The sequence below is a fragment of the Pseudomonas sp. TE12234 genome (genome assembly GCF_054061835.1).
Genome location: NZ_JBSSEP010000023.1, coordinates 94,020 through 109,202 on the forward strand (window position 1 = coordinate 94,020; position 15,183 = coordinate 109,202).

Consider the following 15,183-nt stretch of genomic DNA (forward strand, 5'->3'; position numbering starts at 1 on the left):
AGGGGGTGTGCGTCCTTAGAGACCGCCCATCAACAGGTATTTGATTTCCAGGTAGTCATCCAGACCATACCTGGAACCCTCGCGACCCAGGCCCGATTCCTTGATGCCACCGAACGGCGCCACTTCCGTGGAGATGATCCCCTCGTTGATCCCGACCATGCCCGCTTCCAGGCCTTCGGCCATGCGCCACACGCGGCCGATGTCGCGGCTGTAGAAGTAGGCCGACAAACCGTACGGCGTGTCGTTGGCCCGTTGCAGCACTTCGGCCTCGTCCTTGAAGCGGAAGCAGGCGGCCACCGGGCCGAAGGTTTCGTCCTGGGCGATCAGCATGTCGCTGTTGGCTTCGGCAAGGATGGTCGGTTCGTAGAACGTGCCACCCAAGGCATGTCGACGGCCGCCGCACAAGACCTTGGCGCCCTTCTCCAGCGCGTCGCTGACGTGCAGTTCGACCTTGGCCAGCGCTGCGCTGTTGATCAACGGACCTTGTTCGGTTTCACCTTCCAGGGCGTTGCCGACACGCATGGCGGCCACGGCTTCGGCGAGCTTGCCGGTGAAGGCTTCGTAGACACCGTCCTGAATGAAGAAGCGGTTCACGCAGACGCAGGTTTGCCCGGTGTTGCGGAATTTCGAGGCCATCGCGCCTTTGACCGCCGCGTCGATATCGGCGTCGTCGAAGACGATGAACGGCGCGTTGCCGCCCAGTTCCAGCGAGACCTTTTTCAAGGTGTCGGCGGCCTGGCGCATCAGCAATTTGCCGGTGCGGGTGGAGCCGGTGAACGACAGTTTGCGCACAATGCCGGAGGCTTGCAGCGCGCCGCCAATGGCGACGGCATCACCGGACACCACGTTGAACACACCGGCCGGAATGCCCGCCTGCTCGGCCAATACCGCCAACGCGAACGCCGACAACGGGGTTTCTTCCGACGGCTTGAGAATCATCGTGCAACCGGCCGCCAGCGCCGGGCCGACCTTGCGGGTGACCATGGCCAACGGGAAATTCCACGGGGTGATCGCGGCGACCACACCGATGGCTTCCTTGACCACGATGATCCGCGCATCGGCCTTGTGGCTTGGGATCACGTCGCCGTAGGCACGCTTGGCTTCCTCGGCGAACCACTCGAGGAAACTCGCGGCGTAGACCACTTCGCCCATGGCTTCGGCCAATGGCTTGCCCTGTTCGCGGCTGAGCAGTGTCGCCAGCTCCTTCTGGTTGCTCAACATCAATTCGCCCCAGCGCTTGATGCGCTGGCTGCGTTCCTTGGCGGTCAGCTTGCGCCACGCTGGCAGCGCGCGGTTGGCGGCGGCAATGGCCAGGTTGGTTTCTTCGGTACCGGCCTTTTGTACGTCGGCAATCAACTCGCCCGTGGCCGGGTTCAATACCGGGTAGGTCGGGCCACCGCTGGACCATTGGCCATCGATGAAGTTGCCGTGACGGATCAATGCGCTCATGCCACCGCCTCGGTCAGGTTGAAGCGTTCCAGGCCCGGACGGGCGGTACGCAGGATACGTTTGCCGGCGGTGTAATCGTTGATCACGTCGCACGGCGTGTAGTTGCGCTCCAGCTCATGCAGTTCTTCGGCGTCGAGTTTGGTCTCCAGGGCCGCCAGGGCACTGTCGAATTGCTCGGTGGTGTCGGCGCCGACGAGCATGCAATCCACGCCCGGGTGGTTGGCGACCCAGGCCTGGGCGATCTGCGCGTTGGACACACCGCGAGCACGGGCTACGCGCTGCACCGAACGGGCGATCTCGAACGAGGCTTCGTCGCTGTACATCTGCTGGGTGAAGAAGTCGGTCTGGTTGCGGGTCGACTGCACGTCACCGGTCAACAAGCCACGGGCCAGCGGACTGAACACCGAAACGCCCAGGCCCTGGTCGCGGCAGAACGGGATCATCTCGCGTTCTTCTTCGCGGTAGGCGCAGTTCAGTTGCAGCTGCATGTTGATCGGCTTGACCCAACCGTTACGCTCGCAGGCCATGAGGATTTTCGCCAACTGCCCGGTGAGCATGGTCGACACGCCGATGTAACGGGCCTTGCCGGAACGCACGATGTCGTTGAGGGCGCCCATGGTCTCTTCGACCGGGGTGTTCACGTCGAAGTAATGCAGCATGAAGACGTCGACGTAATCCATGTCCAGGCGTTTGAGCGAGGCATCGATGCTGTCCATGATGTGCTTGCGCGAATGGCCGCTGGCGTTGATCCCGGTGCGGGTGCCGTAGCCGACCTTGGTGGTGATCACCAGGTCGTCGCGACGGGCCAGACGCTTGACGATGCGCCCTACCACTTCTTCGCCGACGCCGGCGGAATAGAAGTCCGCCAGGTCGATGAAGTTCACGCCGTTGTCCAGGGCGTGCTTGACGATCGGCTCGCTTTTCTTCTCATCGAAGATCCACGGTTTCCAGTCCGGGGTACCCATGTTCATGGTGCCCAGGCACAGGCGGGAGACTTGCAGGCCGGAGTTGCCCAAACGGATGTATTGCATGGCGCGGACCTCAGGCTTTTGGCGTGTAGAAAGGGTTGCTGATGTGATTGACCACGTCGGCCAGTTGCGCGGTTTCCGGCTGGCCGGTCAGCGCGGCACGGATCGCCGTGCGGCAGGCGTTGTAGTTGTTCAGGTACACCGCATCAAGGTCATCGCAGGCCGGGTTGACCCAGTTGGCGGTGACGATGGCCCACTCGTCTTCGGCCTCCGGCGGCAGGGTGCCGTCGAGCAACGCTTCGAGCACGGCCTTGGCGATACCGGCCTGGGACGCGCCCCAGGTGGCGTTGCCGTGCAGATCGCTGCCGATCGCGGCTTTGTTGACGTACAGGGTCATCGGCTTAACCGGGATGTTCGGCTGGGCGATCACCATGAACGGGCAATGACCCTGGCTTGGGGATGCCAGGCTATTGGCGAACGCTTGCCCTGCCGGGCCATTGCGCGGGCCGATCAGGATGTTGATGTGCGCGGCGTTCACGCCAGGGCCTTCGAAACCTTCACCGATGTACAGGTCGAGTTCTTTCATGGGTCGATTCTCTATTCAGGACGCAGAGGGATTTGTTTGGGGGTGGTCAGCAGCGCACGCCGGCGTGGGCCATGGCGTGGCAAAGGGTCGGGATCGAAGAGCGCAGCAGGTCGCTGGCGAAGACGCGGCAGTGATGATGAGTCATGGTTGCAAACGCTCTTTTTTGTTGTTGATGAGCTGGTTTGCGATTTTTTAACACTGGGGGTTTGCGGGGCTGTAACCATTAAAAATCATGGGGGCATGACTTCAAGTCATACCCCCGGCAAGACAAGCGAAAGACTTGTAGGAGCGAGCCTGCTCGCGATGGATTTGAGAGCACCGCGGGGTGTCAGGCGCCCCGCGTTTTCGTTGACGTCCATCGCGAGCAGGCTCGCTCCTACAGGGTCTATAGCTATCCGGGATTACTGCGACATGTTGTCTTTTTTCATCGTGTCCTTGCTCATGCTGTCCTTGGACATGTTGTCTTTTTTCATCGTGTCCTTGGACATGGCGTCCTTGGACATCGAGTCTTTTTTCATCGTGTCCTTGGACATCGCGTCTTTTTTCATCGTGTCCTTGGACATGGCGTCCTTGGACATCGAGTCTTTGCTCATGCTGTCATTGCTCATCGTATCGGCAGCAAACACGCTGGCAGCGCCGACAGCCAGGCACATGGACAGAACAACGGTGGTCAGCTTTTTCATGATGAAACTCCTTGATGCGTGGGGTGTGTACAAAGGAAATGGCCGGGCGCCGGTCAGCTGCCACCGAACCAGTTGTAGCCCTGGTCTTCCCAGTAGCCACCGCTGTAGGTGTTGCTGACGAAAATCGCCTGGATGTGTTTGGGGTTCTTGTAGCCGAGCTTGGTGGGCATGCGCAGCTTCATCGGGAAGCCGTACTCGCGTGGCAACACCGCGCCGTCGTAAGTCAGCGTCAGCAAGGTTTGTGCATGCAGCGCCGTGGCCATGTCGATGCTGGTGTAGTAGTCGTCGGCGCATTTGAAGCCGACGTATTTGGCATCGGTGTCGGCGCCCACGCGCTTGAGGAAATCACTGAAGCGCACACCACCCCAGCGGCCGATCGCGCTCCAGCCTTCGACGCATATGTGCCGGGTGATCTGGTCGGTCTGCGCCATCGCGCGCAGCTCTTCGAGGCGCCAGCTGCGCTTGTCGGCAACCAGGCCGGTCACTTCCAGGCGATAACTCTCCTCGTCCACCGTTGGGGCCTCGTCGATGCCATAGAAGGCATTGAAGGGAAACGGCCGGGTAATCATCGATTCCGGATAGGTCGGCGCCATGGCGTTGGGGTTGAACAGCCAGCCCTGCACCCGATCGTTGAAGCGCGACATCGACGACAAGGCGGTGTCGACGCTTTCGTTGTCGGTTAGGTTGCAGCCGGACAACATGGCCACGCCACCGAGGGTCAGGCCGCGCAGCAGGAACGAACGGCGCGAGCGGTCTTCGATCTGCGGGGCGAGGATCTTACGGGCGTCGGTCAGGATGGACGACTCATCCAGTCCCGATCCTTGAATGCGCTTGTTCATACGTGCTCCTTACGTCCAACGATCATGGCCACCAGCGTTTTGGGCACCAGTGCGACCATCACCAGATGCACCGCCACGAACGCGACCAACAGCGCCATGGCGAAGAAGTGCACGCGGCGCGCGCCTTCGTAGCCCCACAGCAACTCACGCAACAGCGGGAACTGCACGGATTTCCACAGCACCAGCCCGGAGAGCACCAGCAGCGTGATGTCGACCATCACGAACAGGTAGGCCACGCGCTGCACCTGGTTGTAATGACTGAGGTCGGCATGACCGAGTTTGCCCCGCAACGCGGCCCACAGGTCCTGCAACACGCCTTTGGGCGAGACCGGGAAAAACCGTCGTTTCAGACGACCGCTGAACAGGTTGAACGCCAGGTAGACAAGGCCGTTGATCGCCAGGAACCACATGGCGGCGAAGTGCCATTGCAGCGCACCACCGAGCCAGCCGCCGAGGGTGATCGACTTGGGAAAGCTGAAATCGAAGATCGGCGAGGCGTTGTAGATGCGCCAACCGCTGGTGACCATGACCAGCACCGCCAGGGCGTTGAGCCAGTGGGTCAGCCTTAGCCATCGTGGATGGCTGGCTCTGGGTGAGGCAGGTAGCGGCGACATGACGGGCTCCCGGCTGTTGTTGTTCGTTGGGGCCGAGTATGGGAGGCACAAGGTCGCCAAATCCTCACGTAAAGTTAAATAAATCGTGATAACTGCCTACCCGATCCCTTGTAGGAGCGAGCCGGCTCGCGATGGACTTGAGAACGCCGCGGGGTGTCAGACTCCCCGCGTTTTCGTTAACAACCATCGTCGGAACGCCGCCCGGAGCCGGCTCGCTCCTACAGGGGGTTTGGGTGAGCCGCCCGTGCCGCAACTATGGTTAAATGCCGCCCCCTTCAAATGACCGACCCGACCCGATGAACCCTGAAGCCCTCGCCACCCTCCGCGAACATTTGCTGACCGCCCTGGCGGCTGCCCCCGCCGAAACCCGCCGCCTGTTCCACGGCCGTGGCCGCTGCTGGCCGGGGCTGGAGCAGTTGACCGTCGACTGGCTGCAGGGCGTGGTGCTGGTGGCGTTGTTCAAGGAGCCGGAAGCGGCGCAGTTGGAGGCGTTGAAACAGCTTCTGCTGGCACTCACGCAGTCGGACGCCTGGGCGCAATCCGGCGCGCACACCCTGCTGCTGCAACATCGCTACCTGCTGCAAAGCACCACCGAATGGTTGCTCGGGGAAGAAATCGACGAGCTGACGATTATCGAGGGCGGTCTGAAGTACCGGGTGGACCTGGGACGCAAACAGAACACCGGCCTGTTTCTGGACATGCGCTACGGCCGCGACTGGGTACGGGCCAACGCCGAGGGCAAACGGGTGCTGAACCTGTTCGCCTACACCTGCGGTTTCTCTGTCGCAGCCATCGAAGGCGGCGCGACCCACGTGGTCAACCTCGACATGTCCAGCCCGGCCCTGAGCCGTGGTCGCGACAATCACCGGCTCAACGGCCATGACCTGGGCAAAGTGACGTTTCTCGGCCACGACCTGTTCAAATCCTGGGGCAAAGTCATCGGCAAAGGCCCGTACGACCTGGTGATCATCGACCCGCCGTCGTTCCAGAAAGGCAGCTTCCTGCTGACCAAGGACTACCAGCGCGTGCTGCGTCGCCTGCCGGAATTGCTCGCTGAAAACGGCACTGTTCTGGCCTGCATGAACGACCCGGCCTTCGGTGCCGACTTCCTGATCGACGGCGTGACCCGCGAAGCGCCGAGCCTGCAATTCATAGAGCGGCTGGAAAACCCGCCGGAGTTTCCGGATGCCGACATCGAATGCGGGTTGAAGGCGTTGGTGTTCAAACTGCAAAACTGAAACACCACCGCCCCATGGTTGTACGCGGCCCCTGCAAAAACTAACGCGTCAGCGCGGCCGCAACACCAGCGCAAACAGCTCGCCATGGCCGTTCACATTGAGCTTGTGATAGAGGTTGCGCCGATGCACTTTCACCGTCTCCGGCGAGATGCCCATTTGCTGGGCGATGGCCTTGCTGGAGAAGCCCTGGAGAATCAGGCGCGCGGTTTCGATTTCCCGTGCCGACAGGCGTGCGTCGAAGCGGTCCAGCAAGGTCGCCAGATCGCCGGCCACCGCCTCGGCCGCCGGCCCTTGCGGCGGCAGCAATTGCGAATGTCGACGCATCGCGGCCAGCACCCAATCGCGCACGCACAGCAGGCGGCCCTGCTCTTCAAGGCTGAAGCGTGTCGAACGCCCCAGTGATAAACCGAGTACGGCACCGTCGACATTGAGCATGAACTGCAATTCGTCGCCGCCGACCACGGAGCGGAAATAACTCAGGTAGTACTCGCTCTGCTGGAACTGGTCGGGCGCCACCGATTCGAGGCTGTGCAAGCCATCGGCGATGCCCGCGCACACCGCCAGGTAAAACGGATCGAGCAGGTACATCCCGGCGCAGTAATCCGCCAGCTCTTCATGCTCGTCGGCAGCGCCCCGCGAGTCGAAATCGATCAGCAGGCCGGGCACCCTTCCCGCCTGCATCACCGCGACCAGCGCGTTGTCCAGCGGCACCAGCAAACGCAGGGTGTCCACCAGCGCCCGCCAGAACCCATCCTGGCCCACCGAACCAAATACCCGCGCCAACCCCTGGTGCAGCGGTAACTCTTTCAACAACGCGTCCACGCACTACCCCTTTCGAGTAACCCATGATGGGAATGGGTAACGGCCACCCCGGTCGATACGCTGCAGACTCCTGATTATCACCGGCCTGCAGCAGGCCAGGAGTGCCGCATCATGAGTGGTCACCGCTCGTATTTCAATCTGGGGTTTAGCGCCTGTCTGGCGATCTCGTTGTCGGCGGTTGCCGCCGATGGCGAGACCGTGCACGTGTACAACTGGTACGACTACATCGGCCCGAACACGCTGCATGACTTCAAGCGTGACACCGGTATCCAGCCGGTCTACGACACCTTTGACAGCGCTGAAGTCCTGGAAGGAAAACTGCTGACCAGCCGCAGCGGCTACGACGTGGTGGTGGCCAGTAACTTCAGCCTGCCGACCCTGATCAAGGCCGGCGCCCTCGCGCCGCTGCCTCACGCCCAGATGCCGGATTTCACCAACATGGACGCGGATCTGATGGCGAAACTGGCCCACAACGATCCGGGCAACCAGTACGCCGTGCCGTACCTGTGGGGCACCAACGGCATCGGCTACAACGTCGACAAGGTCCGCGCTGCCCTGGGTGACAAGGCGCCGGTGGATTCCTGGGACCTGGTGTTCAAGGAGGAGAACCTGGCCAAGCTCGGCCAGTGCGGCGTGGCGATGCTTGATTCGCCCTCGGAAATGCTGCCGGTCGCCTTGCACTACCTGGGCCTGCCGCCCAACAGCACCAACCCCGAGGACTACAAGAAGGCCGAAGCGCTGCTACTCAAGCTGCGGCCGCATATCGCCTACTTCAACTCGTCGAAATTCATCAGCGATCTGTCCAACGGCAATATCTGCGTCGCGGTGGGCTGGTCCGGCGCGATGCTGGAAGCCAAGGCCACCGCCGAGCAGGCCGGCAATGGCGTGAAGATCGCCTACAGCCTGCCCAAGGAAGGCGCGCCGGTGTGGTTCGACACCCTGGTATTGCTCAAGGATGCACCGCATCCGCAACAAGGGCTGGCCTTTATCGACTACCTGATGCGTGCCGATGTCATTGCCCCGGTCAGCAATCACCTCAACTACCCCAACGGCAACCGCAACGCGACGGCCCTGGTGGCCGAGGCGACCCGCAACAACCCTGCGGTCTACCCGTCGGCCGAAGCCCTGGCCACCCTGTTCACCCTGCAACCCTTGCCGCCGGCTACCGAACGGGTGCGGACGCGGATCTGGAGCAAGGTCAAGAACGGCCAGTAACCACATCACTAATCCTGTGGGAGCGAGCCTGCTCGCGAAGGCGTCGGGTCAGACGACATCACTTCGCCTGCGACACCGCATTCGCGAGCAAGCTCGCTCCCCCAAGTGGATCAGCGCTGTTAGTCAGACACTTTCAACCCACGAATTCGAAGATGAGTAAACCGATGAAACCACGTGCCCGCGACCTCAATATCCAGATTGGCCAACTGCAACCCGGCCCGCTCAATGCCATCACCGATGTCCCCGGTGTGCGCGTCGGCCACAGCAATGTACGCGGCCGCAGCGCCAAGGGTCGTGACATCCTCACCGGTGTCACCGTGATCGAACCCCGTGCCGGTTCGACCAGCCTGCAACCGTGCTTTGCCGGCGTCCATGTGCTCAATGGCAATGGCGACGCGACCGGTCTGGAATGGATTCGCGAAGCGGGTCTGTTGACCAGTCCGATCGCCTTTACCAACACCCACAGCCTGGGGGTGGTGCGTGATGCGCTGATCGTGCTGGACCGTGAACAGCAACCGGACGACGGCCGGCTCTACTGGAACATGCCGGTGGTGCTGGAAACCTTCGACGGTTTGCTCAATGACATCAACGGCTTCCATGTGCAGGTCGAGCACGTCGCCCAAGCCCTGCGCACGGCAGAAAGCGGCCCGGTGGCCGAGGGTAATGTCGGCGGTGGCAGCGGCATGATCTGCCATGAATTCAAGGGCGGCATCGGCACCGCTTCGCGACGGCTGAACAGTGCTCAGGGCGGCTGGACGGTCGGCGCCATCGTCCAGGCCAACCACGGCATTCGCGGTGAGTTGCGCGTCGATGGCTACCCGGTCGGGCGCTACATGGAACAAGTGGATTCGCCGTTCCTCAAGGCGTCGCTGCCGCATCCGGGCATGGGTTCGATCGTGGTGTGCCTGGCCACCGACGCGCCGTTGCTGCCACACCAATGCACACGCCTGGCGCAACGAGCCAGCCTCGGCCTGGCCCGCACCGGCGGCGGCAACGAAGACCACAGCGGTGACATCTTTATCGCCTTTTCCACCGGCAACGCGCACGTGCCGCCCGCCGCCTACGAGAGCAAACGCGCGCCCACCACGGGCAACCTGAGCATGGTCAATAACGATCACATCAGCGAATTGTTCCTGGCGGCTACCGAAGCGGTGGAGGAAGCCATCATCAACGCCCTGCTGGCCGCCGACAGCGCCGAAGGCAATGGGCATGCGGTACCGGGACTGGATGCCCCGACGCTGCTCGACGCCTTGCAGCAGGCCGGTTGGCCGGGTGCCCGCCAGGGTAAAAGCTGACAATTATGGGGGTGATTCGACTAGCGGTACTTGAGGTCGAACCCCCAACTTTCTACGATGATTGTGCGCAGCCGCTTGCTTGCTCAAGCCGTTGCGCAGGTGGTGAGTGTACTGAACCCCTATCAAGCTCACCGCCTGCTTCACGCGCATCTTGAGCCTCAATGGCTCCACTTCCTCCCCATCAAAGAGCTTTGAGGCTCTTTTTTAACTGCGCGACGTCCAGACCAGAAAAAGCCCGGCATATGGCCGCAATACTGTTCAGTTAAGAGATAGAGCGAGCAATCAATAACCTGTGGCGAGGGAGCTTGCTCCCGCTGGACTGCGCAGCAGTCCCATTTTGGGGGGCGCTTCGCGCCCCAACGCGAGCAAGCTCGCTCGCCACAGATGCAGTATTCGTCCTTAACTGAACAGCATTGCGGCATATGACCGGGTTTTGTGCTGCCTGACATCCGCACCCTGTAGGAGCGGCCTGCCCGCGATGGACGTCAACGATAACGCCGGCTGTCTGAATGCCCGTGGTGTCCACGCGTTTTTCGCGAGCAGGCTCGCTCCTGCAGTTTAGATCGGGTTATCAGACCAGGCGCAAGCGCGGGCCGGTGGCTGGCACGGCGTCTTCCCCCAACCGATCGCGCACAAACTCGCTGGCCTTGCGCGTCAATTGGTCCAGATGCCGGTCACGCTGTTTTTCCGCGTCGAGCATGGCGCGCTTGCCGTGCTTTTGCAGCAGATAGGTATGAATCTGCCGCACCTCCAGGGAGCTGTAGATCGACGCCACATCCAGCAGCGCCATCAGGCCGTCGCTGCCGTGGTCGCGGGTGTTCATCAGCACCTGGGTCGCGCGCGTACCCACGACCTGAAAGCCCATCGCTTCGAAGTACGGCACCTTGGCCACCGCGCAGGTCAGCTCGGCATGGGGATAGCGACCGACCATCTCCCGCAGCATTTTGCGCGCAACGCCCTGGCGCCGATGGCTGGCATCCACCGCCATATAGGCGACGCCGCAAGCCTCGGGATCGTCCTTGAGCGGCAGGTACAGCAAAAAGCCGATGACCTTGTCCGGATCGTCCAGATCGGTGGCGACCAGCAACTCCACATCGATCCCTTTCGCCCCGTTCAACGCCTCCAGATACAGGTGCACCTCATAGCCGATCGCATACTGGTAGACGTTGTACAACAGGTTGCTGGGCGGGATCGCGACCATGCTGATGTCGGTCAGGTTATCGACCACCATCTGCAGGATCTGGCTGTTGATGTGCTCGGGGCACGGGGTTTTGAAGTGGCTGATCTGGGGCATTGCGCGGGCTGACTCCGGGGGCTGGGGTGAAGCGTTGATCGCGGGGCTGCCTATCATAACGTGCCCGGGCGCATTACTGGCCTGCGTTGATCGATCCACGGGAGGCGTTGCGGTATGGGGCTGACATGCTCAGTCAGCCGCACGCCGCCCCCCGGTTCCATCGCCACCCTGGATCAACTGATCTTGTTCACCGGCCGGTAATCGCCTGATAAAAACACACCCACCGGGTTTTTCGGGCGGTACGTGCCAACGGTGGTTACGCGCTGCTGCACGCTGTCATCGATGCATTCCTGACCGAACGTTTTGGTGCCGACGGGCCGGAAATACCGGGCATTGAGCAAACGGTAGGTTCCACCGAGAAAATCACTGTAGGAATCCGTGATATCAGGCAACGTTTTGGGTTGCCGGGGAATTTTCATCGGGTCCAGCTCCAACCCGCAGTCCATGGCTTTATCGGCCATCCAGCGCAGGGGGATGTCCGACAGGTTGTTATCGGTATAGCCGCCTCCGACATTGGCATGGGCCCCACAGAACCAAAGCTGTTCCATGACTTGATTGGGCTTGGCAATCGGGTCCCACAGTGTGCATTCATAATTTTCCCGATGCTCATCGATGGCCACGGCATGGAAGGCGTTGCGCACAATCCCGCTGAGCTCGGTATCGTGAAACTCGTAATATTTGTGGTTGAACCACTCGGCCGATTTGAACGGAACACCCAACGCGCCAACCGTGTCCCAGACGCCCAGGAAGTGGATCTCGATTTCCCGCGAGTAGCTTTGCCGAAAGTACTGGGCGTTTTCGGTGTCGGCGCTGGAATCCCGGGTGCGGTACAGGCTGTAGGCTTCGTCGATACGATTGAGGTGTTTTTTGGTCAGCAGCCCGACGTTTCGAATCAGCCCCACCAGGCTGCGCGCCGAATAGGCGCCGCGACTGAAGCCGATGATGTACACCTGATCGCCGTCTTCGTAGCTCTTGGCCAGGGCCAGGTAACCCTCCTTGATCTTCTTGGACAGGCCCACCCCGAAGGCGCCGCCTTCCAGTTTGTCGTACCAATCGGTGCCCACACCGGGGATATACACCGCCAGTTGGACCGTGCCGTCCTTGTGCGCGGGCAGGATCGCGTCATGTAACTTAACGACGTTGGTGCTGGAATCGCCGTCGATTTCCGGCGCCTGATCCGGCAGGTTCCAGGTGCCATCAAATGCGATGATGATTTTTTTTGGCATGACTATCTCCCTTCAGTAACGGGCAATGCATGATCGCTGCGTTGGGGCGCGACCATGCGAAACCGGATGTTGATGTCGTCGGAAACCATACCGCTGGCGAACTCCCCTTCGCCGATGCTGAAGTCGCTGCGTTTAAGCGTTAACTGACCGTCGAAAATGCCGATGGCGTTCTCCGCCTTCAGCAGAACCGGCACCACCACCTCCCGTGTTTTGCCCCTGAGCGTGAGGTTACCGGTGATCTGATAGCGGTTATTGCCAAGGTCCTTGACACCGGTCGACTCGAAAATCGCCTGCGGATAAGCCGCGGTATCAAACCAGGCGGTCTTCTTCAATTCACTGTTCGCGTCGCTGCTGCCAGCGTCGATGCTGTCGAGTTCGATGATCAACCTGGCGTGGGCCGACTCGGGCCTGACCGTGTCGAAATAGAGGCTGCCCTGGAACCTGGAGAAAGTGCCATACACACTCGACCCCATCTGGTCATAGGTAAAGCTGATGGTACTGGCCGTGGTATTCACATCGGCGTATTCCACCGCCTGGGCGACGGGCAGGATACCCGCCGCGAAAAGGGCCGCCACAGCGGTGAGACGAGTGAATCGAACGTTCATGGAGCTCTCCGGGCCAGGGCTTCCTCAGGGGTTGAGGTGTCAATCGCATGCCAGCCGGCAGTAGAAGGACTAAAGCAAAGAACGGCGGCTAAATCCACCTGAAACCCGTTGCAGCGGATCGCCCTCATTCGCGCCGCAACACCCCCCAGGCGGATTCCGACAGAACTACACCAACCGCTCAATTTTCTGATGCTTCCACACCAGGTTGTAATACAGCGTCTGCAACGCCAGCATCCCCAAGTATGACAGCGGAAACGCCATCCATACCCCTTGCAGCCCGAACCGCGCATCCAGCAGGTACGCCGCCGGCAACTGCACGCCGACCACGCACACAATGGAAATCGCCACCGGCACCATCACCGTGCCGCTGGCGCGCATGATACCGCCGATGATCGCCTGGAAGCCGAACACCAGCAGGCTCCAGAGCATGATGTGCAACAGGTGTTCAGCCATGCTTCGCGTCGCCTCTTCGGTGAGGAACAAGCCCAGCAACCAGTGCGACAGCCCGTAACCCAACACCACCAGGCCACCGGTCAGGCACAGGTTGATCATCAGCCCGGTACGCAAGATCGAGCCGATGCGCTCGATGCGCCCTGCCCCGATCGCCTGCGCGCCGAGGATCGATGCCGTGATCGCAATCGACAGCGCCGGGAACTGCACGTAATTGACGATCTGCGTCACCGCGCCATAAGCCGCCGTCGCCTGGGAACCGTGCTGGTTGACCAGCGCCAGAATCACCAGCTCCGAGAGCGACAACACCACCATCTGCAAGCCGGTCGGCAAACCGATGCGCAGCACCTTGCCGAGAATCGCCATGTCCAGCTTCATGGCCGCGAAAAACTCCCGGTCCGGCGCCAGCGGATGCCCGTTGCGAATCAAGCGCCACGCCAGCCAGCCCATCGCCGCCAGGTTGCCGGCCAACCCGGCAAACGCCGCACTCTGAATCCCCATCGGCGGCAACCCCAGCCAGCCACGAATCAACGCCGGCGTCAGCGCCAGCCCGATACAGGTCGAGACCACCAGCGCCAGCAGCGGCGACAAGGTATCGCTCACCCCGCGCAGCAACTGGGTGAACAACACGAACACCAGCAGCGTCGGCATGAACCACAACATCACATGGGCATACGCCACCGCATCGTCCAGCACATCCCCAGGTGTCCCCAGCCCCACCAGCGACGACCGCGCAAACACACTCCCCACCACCGCCGCCACCAAACCGATCAACAGGCCCAACAACAGCGTCGAGCCGGCGATGGCCTTCACCAGATGCGTCTGCCGCGCACCCCAGGCCTGCCCGATCAAGACCCCTGCCCCCGCGCCCAGGCCGATGACCAGGGCGATGAAGAAGAACACGATGGGGAACATGCCGGACACGGCCGCCAGGGCCTGGGTGCCGAGCATTTGGCCGATGTAGATGCTGTTGACGGTGCCGGACATGGACTGAAGGAAGTTCGACAGGACCATGGGGGCGAGGAACAGGAGGTAGGTTTTCCAGAGCGGGCGCAGGGGTTGGGTGGGGGTTTGCATGGGGTGGAGGTCCATCTCGACGGCGTGAGGGCTGATGAGGATAGCTTCGGTGAGTTATGCGTAAGGGGCAATGAACATTTCGGGGTTGGGTCGGGATTTCTGGCGTAAGGAAGATAAATGTCCGAGATCACATCATCACGGCTCCTACACTTTTCTCGGAAGCGCTCACCTTGCCCGTCGATTCGATGAAGCTTATAGTCCGCCCCGTCGCCCACATGGCGACCAGGTTTGGCGACCTGTTTGATCGGTGCAAAAGCTCTGTGCTTTCTTGCAGACGCTGTTGCACGCATGAAAAGCTGTCTTTATGGCAGCTGTGCGCGGGAGACCTTCGGGTCTGCCGGTTTTCCGATCCCGGTTCGCCAACCTGCGTACAGCTGCCACCCATTCGTTTGGCGACGTTTGAGGGGCAGTCAATGTTGCTTTGATCGGAGTTTTACCTATGGATAGATACATGCCTCTCACCGGAATCGACCTGGTTCCCGCCTCGCTGCTCATTGATACCCAAGCCCCACTCGACGTTCTGCACGCCATGGCCGATTACCGTATTCGTACGGTGACGCAGGTGCTGGAGAACATTGCCTTTCGCGCCGAGATCGGTTGCGACACGGTGGTGTTGTCGGATTTTTCCAGGTTACTGGCCATTCCGCTGCGGGATGGGTGTGACTTGATGGATGTGATCGGGCGGCGACTGCGGGCGCAGGGGGCGCAGTGAGTGAAAACGGGCGCTGAACAGACTGTGTGAAAACCTAGCAATCTGCGCAGCGCTCAAAGAAAATGCTCCGTATCGAAAGATACGGAGCATTTTTCGTTATGGCCTACATC

At 61.3% G+C, this 15,183-nt stretch carries 15 protein-coding genes; 4 read left to right on the top strand and 11 right to left on the bottom strand.

Annotated elements, in window-relative coordinates; genetic code table 11:
• Nucleotides 1-15: 15 nt before the first annotated feature.
• The 6 genes from ACVWYU_RS27160 to ACVWYU_RS27185 form a co-directional block, all read right to left on the bottom strand.
• Nucleotides 16-1,449, bottom strand: a complete 1,434-nt coding sequence (locus ACVWYU_RS27160) for an NAD-dependent succinate-semialdehyde dehydrogenase (RefSeq protein WP_457374149.1) — start codon at nucleotides 1,447-1,449, stop codon at nucleotides 16-18.
• Complete coding sequence (locus ACVWYU_RS27165; protein ID WP_090323357.1) at nucleotides 1,446-2,480, bottom strand: aldo/keto reductase; 1,035 nt, start codon at nucleotides 2,478-2,480, stop codon at nucleotides 1,446-1,448. Before ACVWYU_RS27165 ends, ACVWYU_RS27160 begins: the two co-directional genes overlap by 4 nt.
• Nucleotides 2,481-2,490: 10 nt before the next feature.
• A complete protein-coding gene (gene fae / locus ACVWYU_RS27170) occupies nucleotides 2,491-3,003 on the bottom strand; it encodes a formaldehyde-activating enzyme (protein ID WP_090323359.1) in 513 nt (170 codons plus the stop codon).
• Nucleotides 3,004-3,404: 401 nt separating this feature from the next.
• Complete coding sequence (locus tag ACVWYU_RS27175) at nucleotides 3,405-3,686, bottom strand: pentapeptide MXKDX repeat protein (protein ID WP_457374150.1); 282 nt, start codon at nucleotides 3,684-3,686, stop codon at nucleotides 3,405-3,407.
• A gap of 53 nt (nucleotides 3,687-3,739) precedes the next feature.
• Nucleotides 3,740-4,525: a molybdopterin-dependent oxidoreductase gene (locus ACVWYU_RS27180; RefSeq protein WP_247257253.1), complete on the bottom strand. Its 786-nt coding sequence runs from the start codon at nucleotides 4,523-4,525 to the stop codon at nucleotides 3,740-3,742.
• Complete coding sequence (locus ACVWYU_RS27185; protein ID WP_248915195.1) at nucleotides 4,522-5,139, bottom strand: cytochrome b/b6 domain-containing protein; 618 nt, start codon at nucleotides 5,137-5,139, stop codon at nucleotides 4,522-4,524. Before ACVWYU_RS27185 ends, ACVWYU_RS27180 begins: the two co-directional genes overlap by 4 nt.
• A 296-nt stretch (nucleotides 5,140-5,435) precedes the next feature.
• Between ACVWYU_RS27185 and ACVWYU_RS27190 the strand changes: the two genes are divergently transcribed.
• Nucleotides 5,436-6,377, top strand: coding sequence for a class I SAM-dependent methyltransferase (locus tag ACVWYU_RS27190; protein ID WP_457374151.1), 942 nt, complete (start codon nucleotides 5,436-5,438; stop codon nucleotides 6,375-6,377).
• A gap of 48 nt (nucleotides 6,378-6,425) precedes the next feature.
• On the opposite strand, the gene ACVWYU_RS27195 is transcribed toward ACVWYU_RS27190, so the two are convergent.
• Entirely contained in the window at nucleotides 6,426-7,199 is a 774-nt protein-coding gene (locus ACVWYU_RS27195; protein WP_390956546.1) for a helix-turn-helix transcriptional regulator, read from the bottom strand.
• A 111-nt stretch (nucleotides 7,200-7,310) separates the two neighbouring features.
• Between ACVWYU_RS27195 and ACVWYU_RS27200 the strand changes: the two genes are divergently transcribed.
• On the top strand, nucleotides 7,311-8,414 hold the full coding sequence (locus ACVWYU_RS27200) for a polyamine ABC transporter substrate-binding protein (protein WP_457374152.1): 1,104 nt from the start codon (nucleotides 7,311-7,313) through the stop codon (nucleotides 8,412-8,414).
• A gap of 164 nt (nucleotides 8,415-8,578) precedes the next feature.
• Nucleotides 8,579-9,709: a DmpA family aminopeptidase gene (locus tag ACVWYU_RS27205; RefSeq protein WP_457374153.1), complete on the top strand. Its 1,131-nt coding sequence runs from the start codon at nucleotides 8,579-8,581 to the stop codon at nucleotides 9,707-9,709.
• A gap of 571 nt (nucleotides 9,710-10,280) precedes the next feature.
• Here ACVWYU_RS27205 and ACVWYU_RS27210 read toward each other — a convergent pair.
• From ACVWYU_RS27210 to ACVWYU_RS27225, 4 genes are all read right to left on the bottom strand, one after another.
• Nucleotides 10,281-11,003 carry a GNAT family N-acetyltransferase gene (locus tag ACVWYU_RS27210; RefSeq protein WP_247257249.1) on the bottom strand — a complete coding sequence of 241 codons (723 nt, stop codon included), beginning with the start codon at nucleotides 11,001-11,003 and terminating at the stop codon, nucleotides 10,281-10,283.
• Nucleotides 11,004-11,176: 173 nt separating this feature from the next.
• A complete protein-coding gene (locus tag ACVWYU_RS27215; protein ID WP_090323376.1) occupies nucleotides 11,177-12,229 on the bottom strand; it encodes a DUF2235 domain-containing protein in 1,053 nt (350 codons plus the stop codon).
• A gap of 2 nt (nucleotides 12,230-12,231) precedes the next feature.
• Nucleotides 12,232-12,834: a YceI family protein gene (locus ACVWYU_RS27220; RefSeq protein ID WP_457374154.1), complete on the bottom strand. Its 603-nt coding sequence runs from the start codon at nucleotides 12,832-12,834 to the stop codon at nucleotides 12,232-12,234.
• Between the two features lie 165 nt (nucleotides 12,835-12,999).
• Complete coding sequence (locus ACVWYU_RS27225) at nucleotides 13,000-14,361, bottom strand: MATE family efflux transporter (RefSeq protein ID WP_457374155.1); 1,362 nt, start codon at nucleotides 14,359-14,361, stop codon at nucleotides 13,000-13,002.
• Nucleotides 14,362-14,800: 439 nt separating this feature from the next.
• On the opposite strand from ACVWYU_RS27225, the gene ACVWYU_RS27230 reads away from it, so the two are divergent.
• On the top strand, nucleotides 14,801-15,073 hold the full coding sequence (locus tag ACVWYU_RS27230) for a hypothetical protein (protein WP_457374156.1): 273 nt from the start codon (nucleotides 14,801-14,803) through the stop codon (nucleotides 15,071-15,073).
• Nucleotides 15,074-15,183: the final 110 nt, after the last annotated feature.

What these genes read in the sequence shown, in the direction of transcription:
- ACVWYU_RS27160 (WP_457374149.1), bottom strand. Translation starts at nt 1,449, where the DNA reads ATGAGCGCATTGATCCGTCACGGCAACTTCATCGATGGCCAATGGTCC.
- ACVWYU_RS27165 (WP_090323357.1), bottom strand. Translation starts at nt 2,480, where the DNA reads ATGCAATACATCCGTTTGGGCAACTCCGGCCTGCAAGTCTCCCGCCTG.
- fae (WP_090323359.1), bottom strand. Translation starts at nt 3,003, where the DNA reads ATGAAAGAACTCGACCTGTACATCGGTGAAGGTTTCGAAGGCCCTGGC.
- ACVWYU_RS27175 (WP_457374150.1), bottom strand. Translation starts at nt 3,686, where the DNA reads ATGAAAAAGCTGACCACCGTTGTTCTGTCCATGTGCCTGGCTGTCGGC.
- ACVWYU_RS27180 (WP_247257253.1), bottom strand. Translation starts at nt 4,525, where the DNA reads ATGAACAAGCGCATTCAAGGATCGGGACTGGATGAGTCGTCCATCCTG.
- ACVWYU_RS27185 (WP_248915195.1), bottom strand. Translation starts at nt 5,139, where the DNA reads ATGTCGCCGCTACCTGCCTCACCCAGAGCCAGCCATCCACGATGGCTA.
- ACVWYU_RS27190 (WP_457374151.1), top strand. Translation starts at nt 5,436, where the DNA reads ATGAACCCTGAAGCCCTCGCCACCCTCCGCGAACATTTGCTGACCGCC.
- ACVWYU_RS27200 (WP_457374152.1), top strand. Translation starts at nt 7,311, where the DNA reads ATGAGTGGTCACCGCTCGTATTTCAATCTGGGGTTTAGCGCCTGTCTG.
- ACVWYU_RS27205 (WP_457374153.1), top strand. Translation starts at nt 8,579, where the DNA reads ATGAAACCACGTGCCCGCGACCTCAATATCCAGATTGGCCAACTGCAA.
- ACVWYU_RS27210 (WP_247257249.1), bottom strand. Translation starts at nt 11,003, where the DNA reads ATGCCCCAGATCAGCCACTTCAAAACCCCGTGCCCCGAGCACATCAAC.
- ACVWYU_RS27215 (WP_090323376.1), bottom strand. Translation starts at nt 12,229, where the DNA reads ATGCCAAAAAAAATCATCATCGCATTTGATGGCACCTGGAACCTGCCG.
- ACVWYU_RS27220 (WP_457374154.1), bottom strand. Translation starts at nt 12,834, where the DNA reads ATGAACGTTCGATTCACTCGTCTCACCGCTGTGGCGGCCCTTTTCGCG.
- ACVWYU_RS27225 (WP_457374155.1), bottom strand. Translation starts at nt 14,361, where the DNA reads ATGCAAACCCCCACCCAACCCCTGCGCCCGCTCTGGAAAACCTACCTC.
- ACVWYU_RS27230 (WP_457374156.1), top strand. Translation starts at nt 14,801, where the DNA reads ATGGATAGATACATGCCTCTCACCGGAATCGACCTGGTTCCCGCCTCG.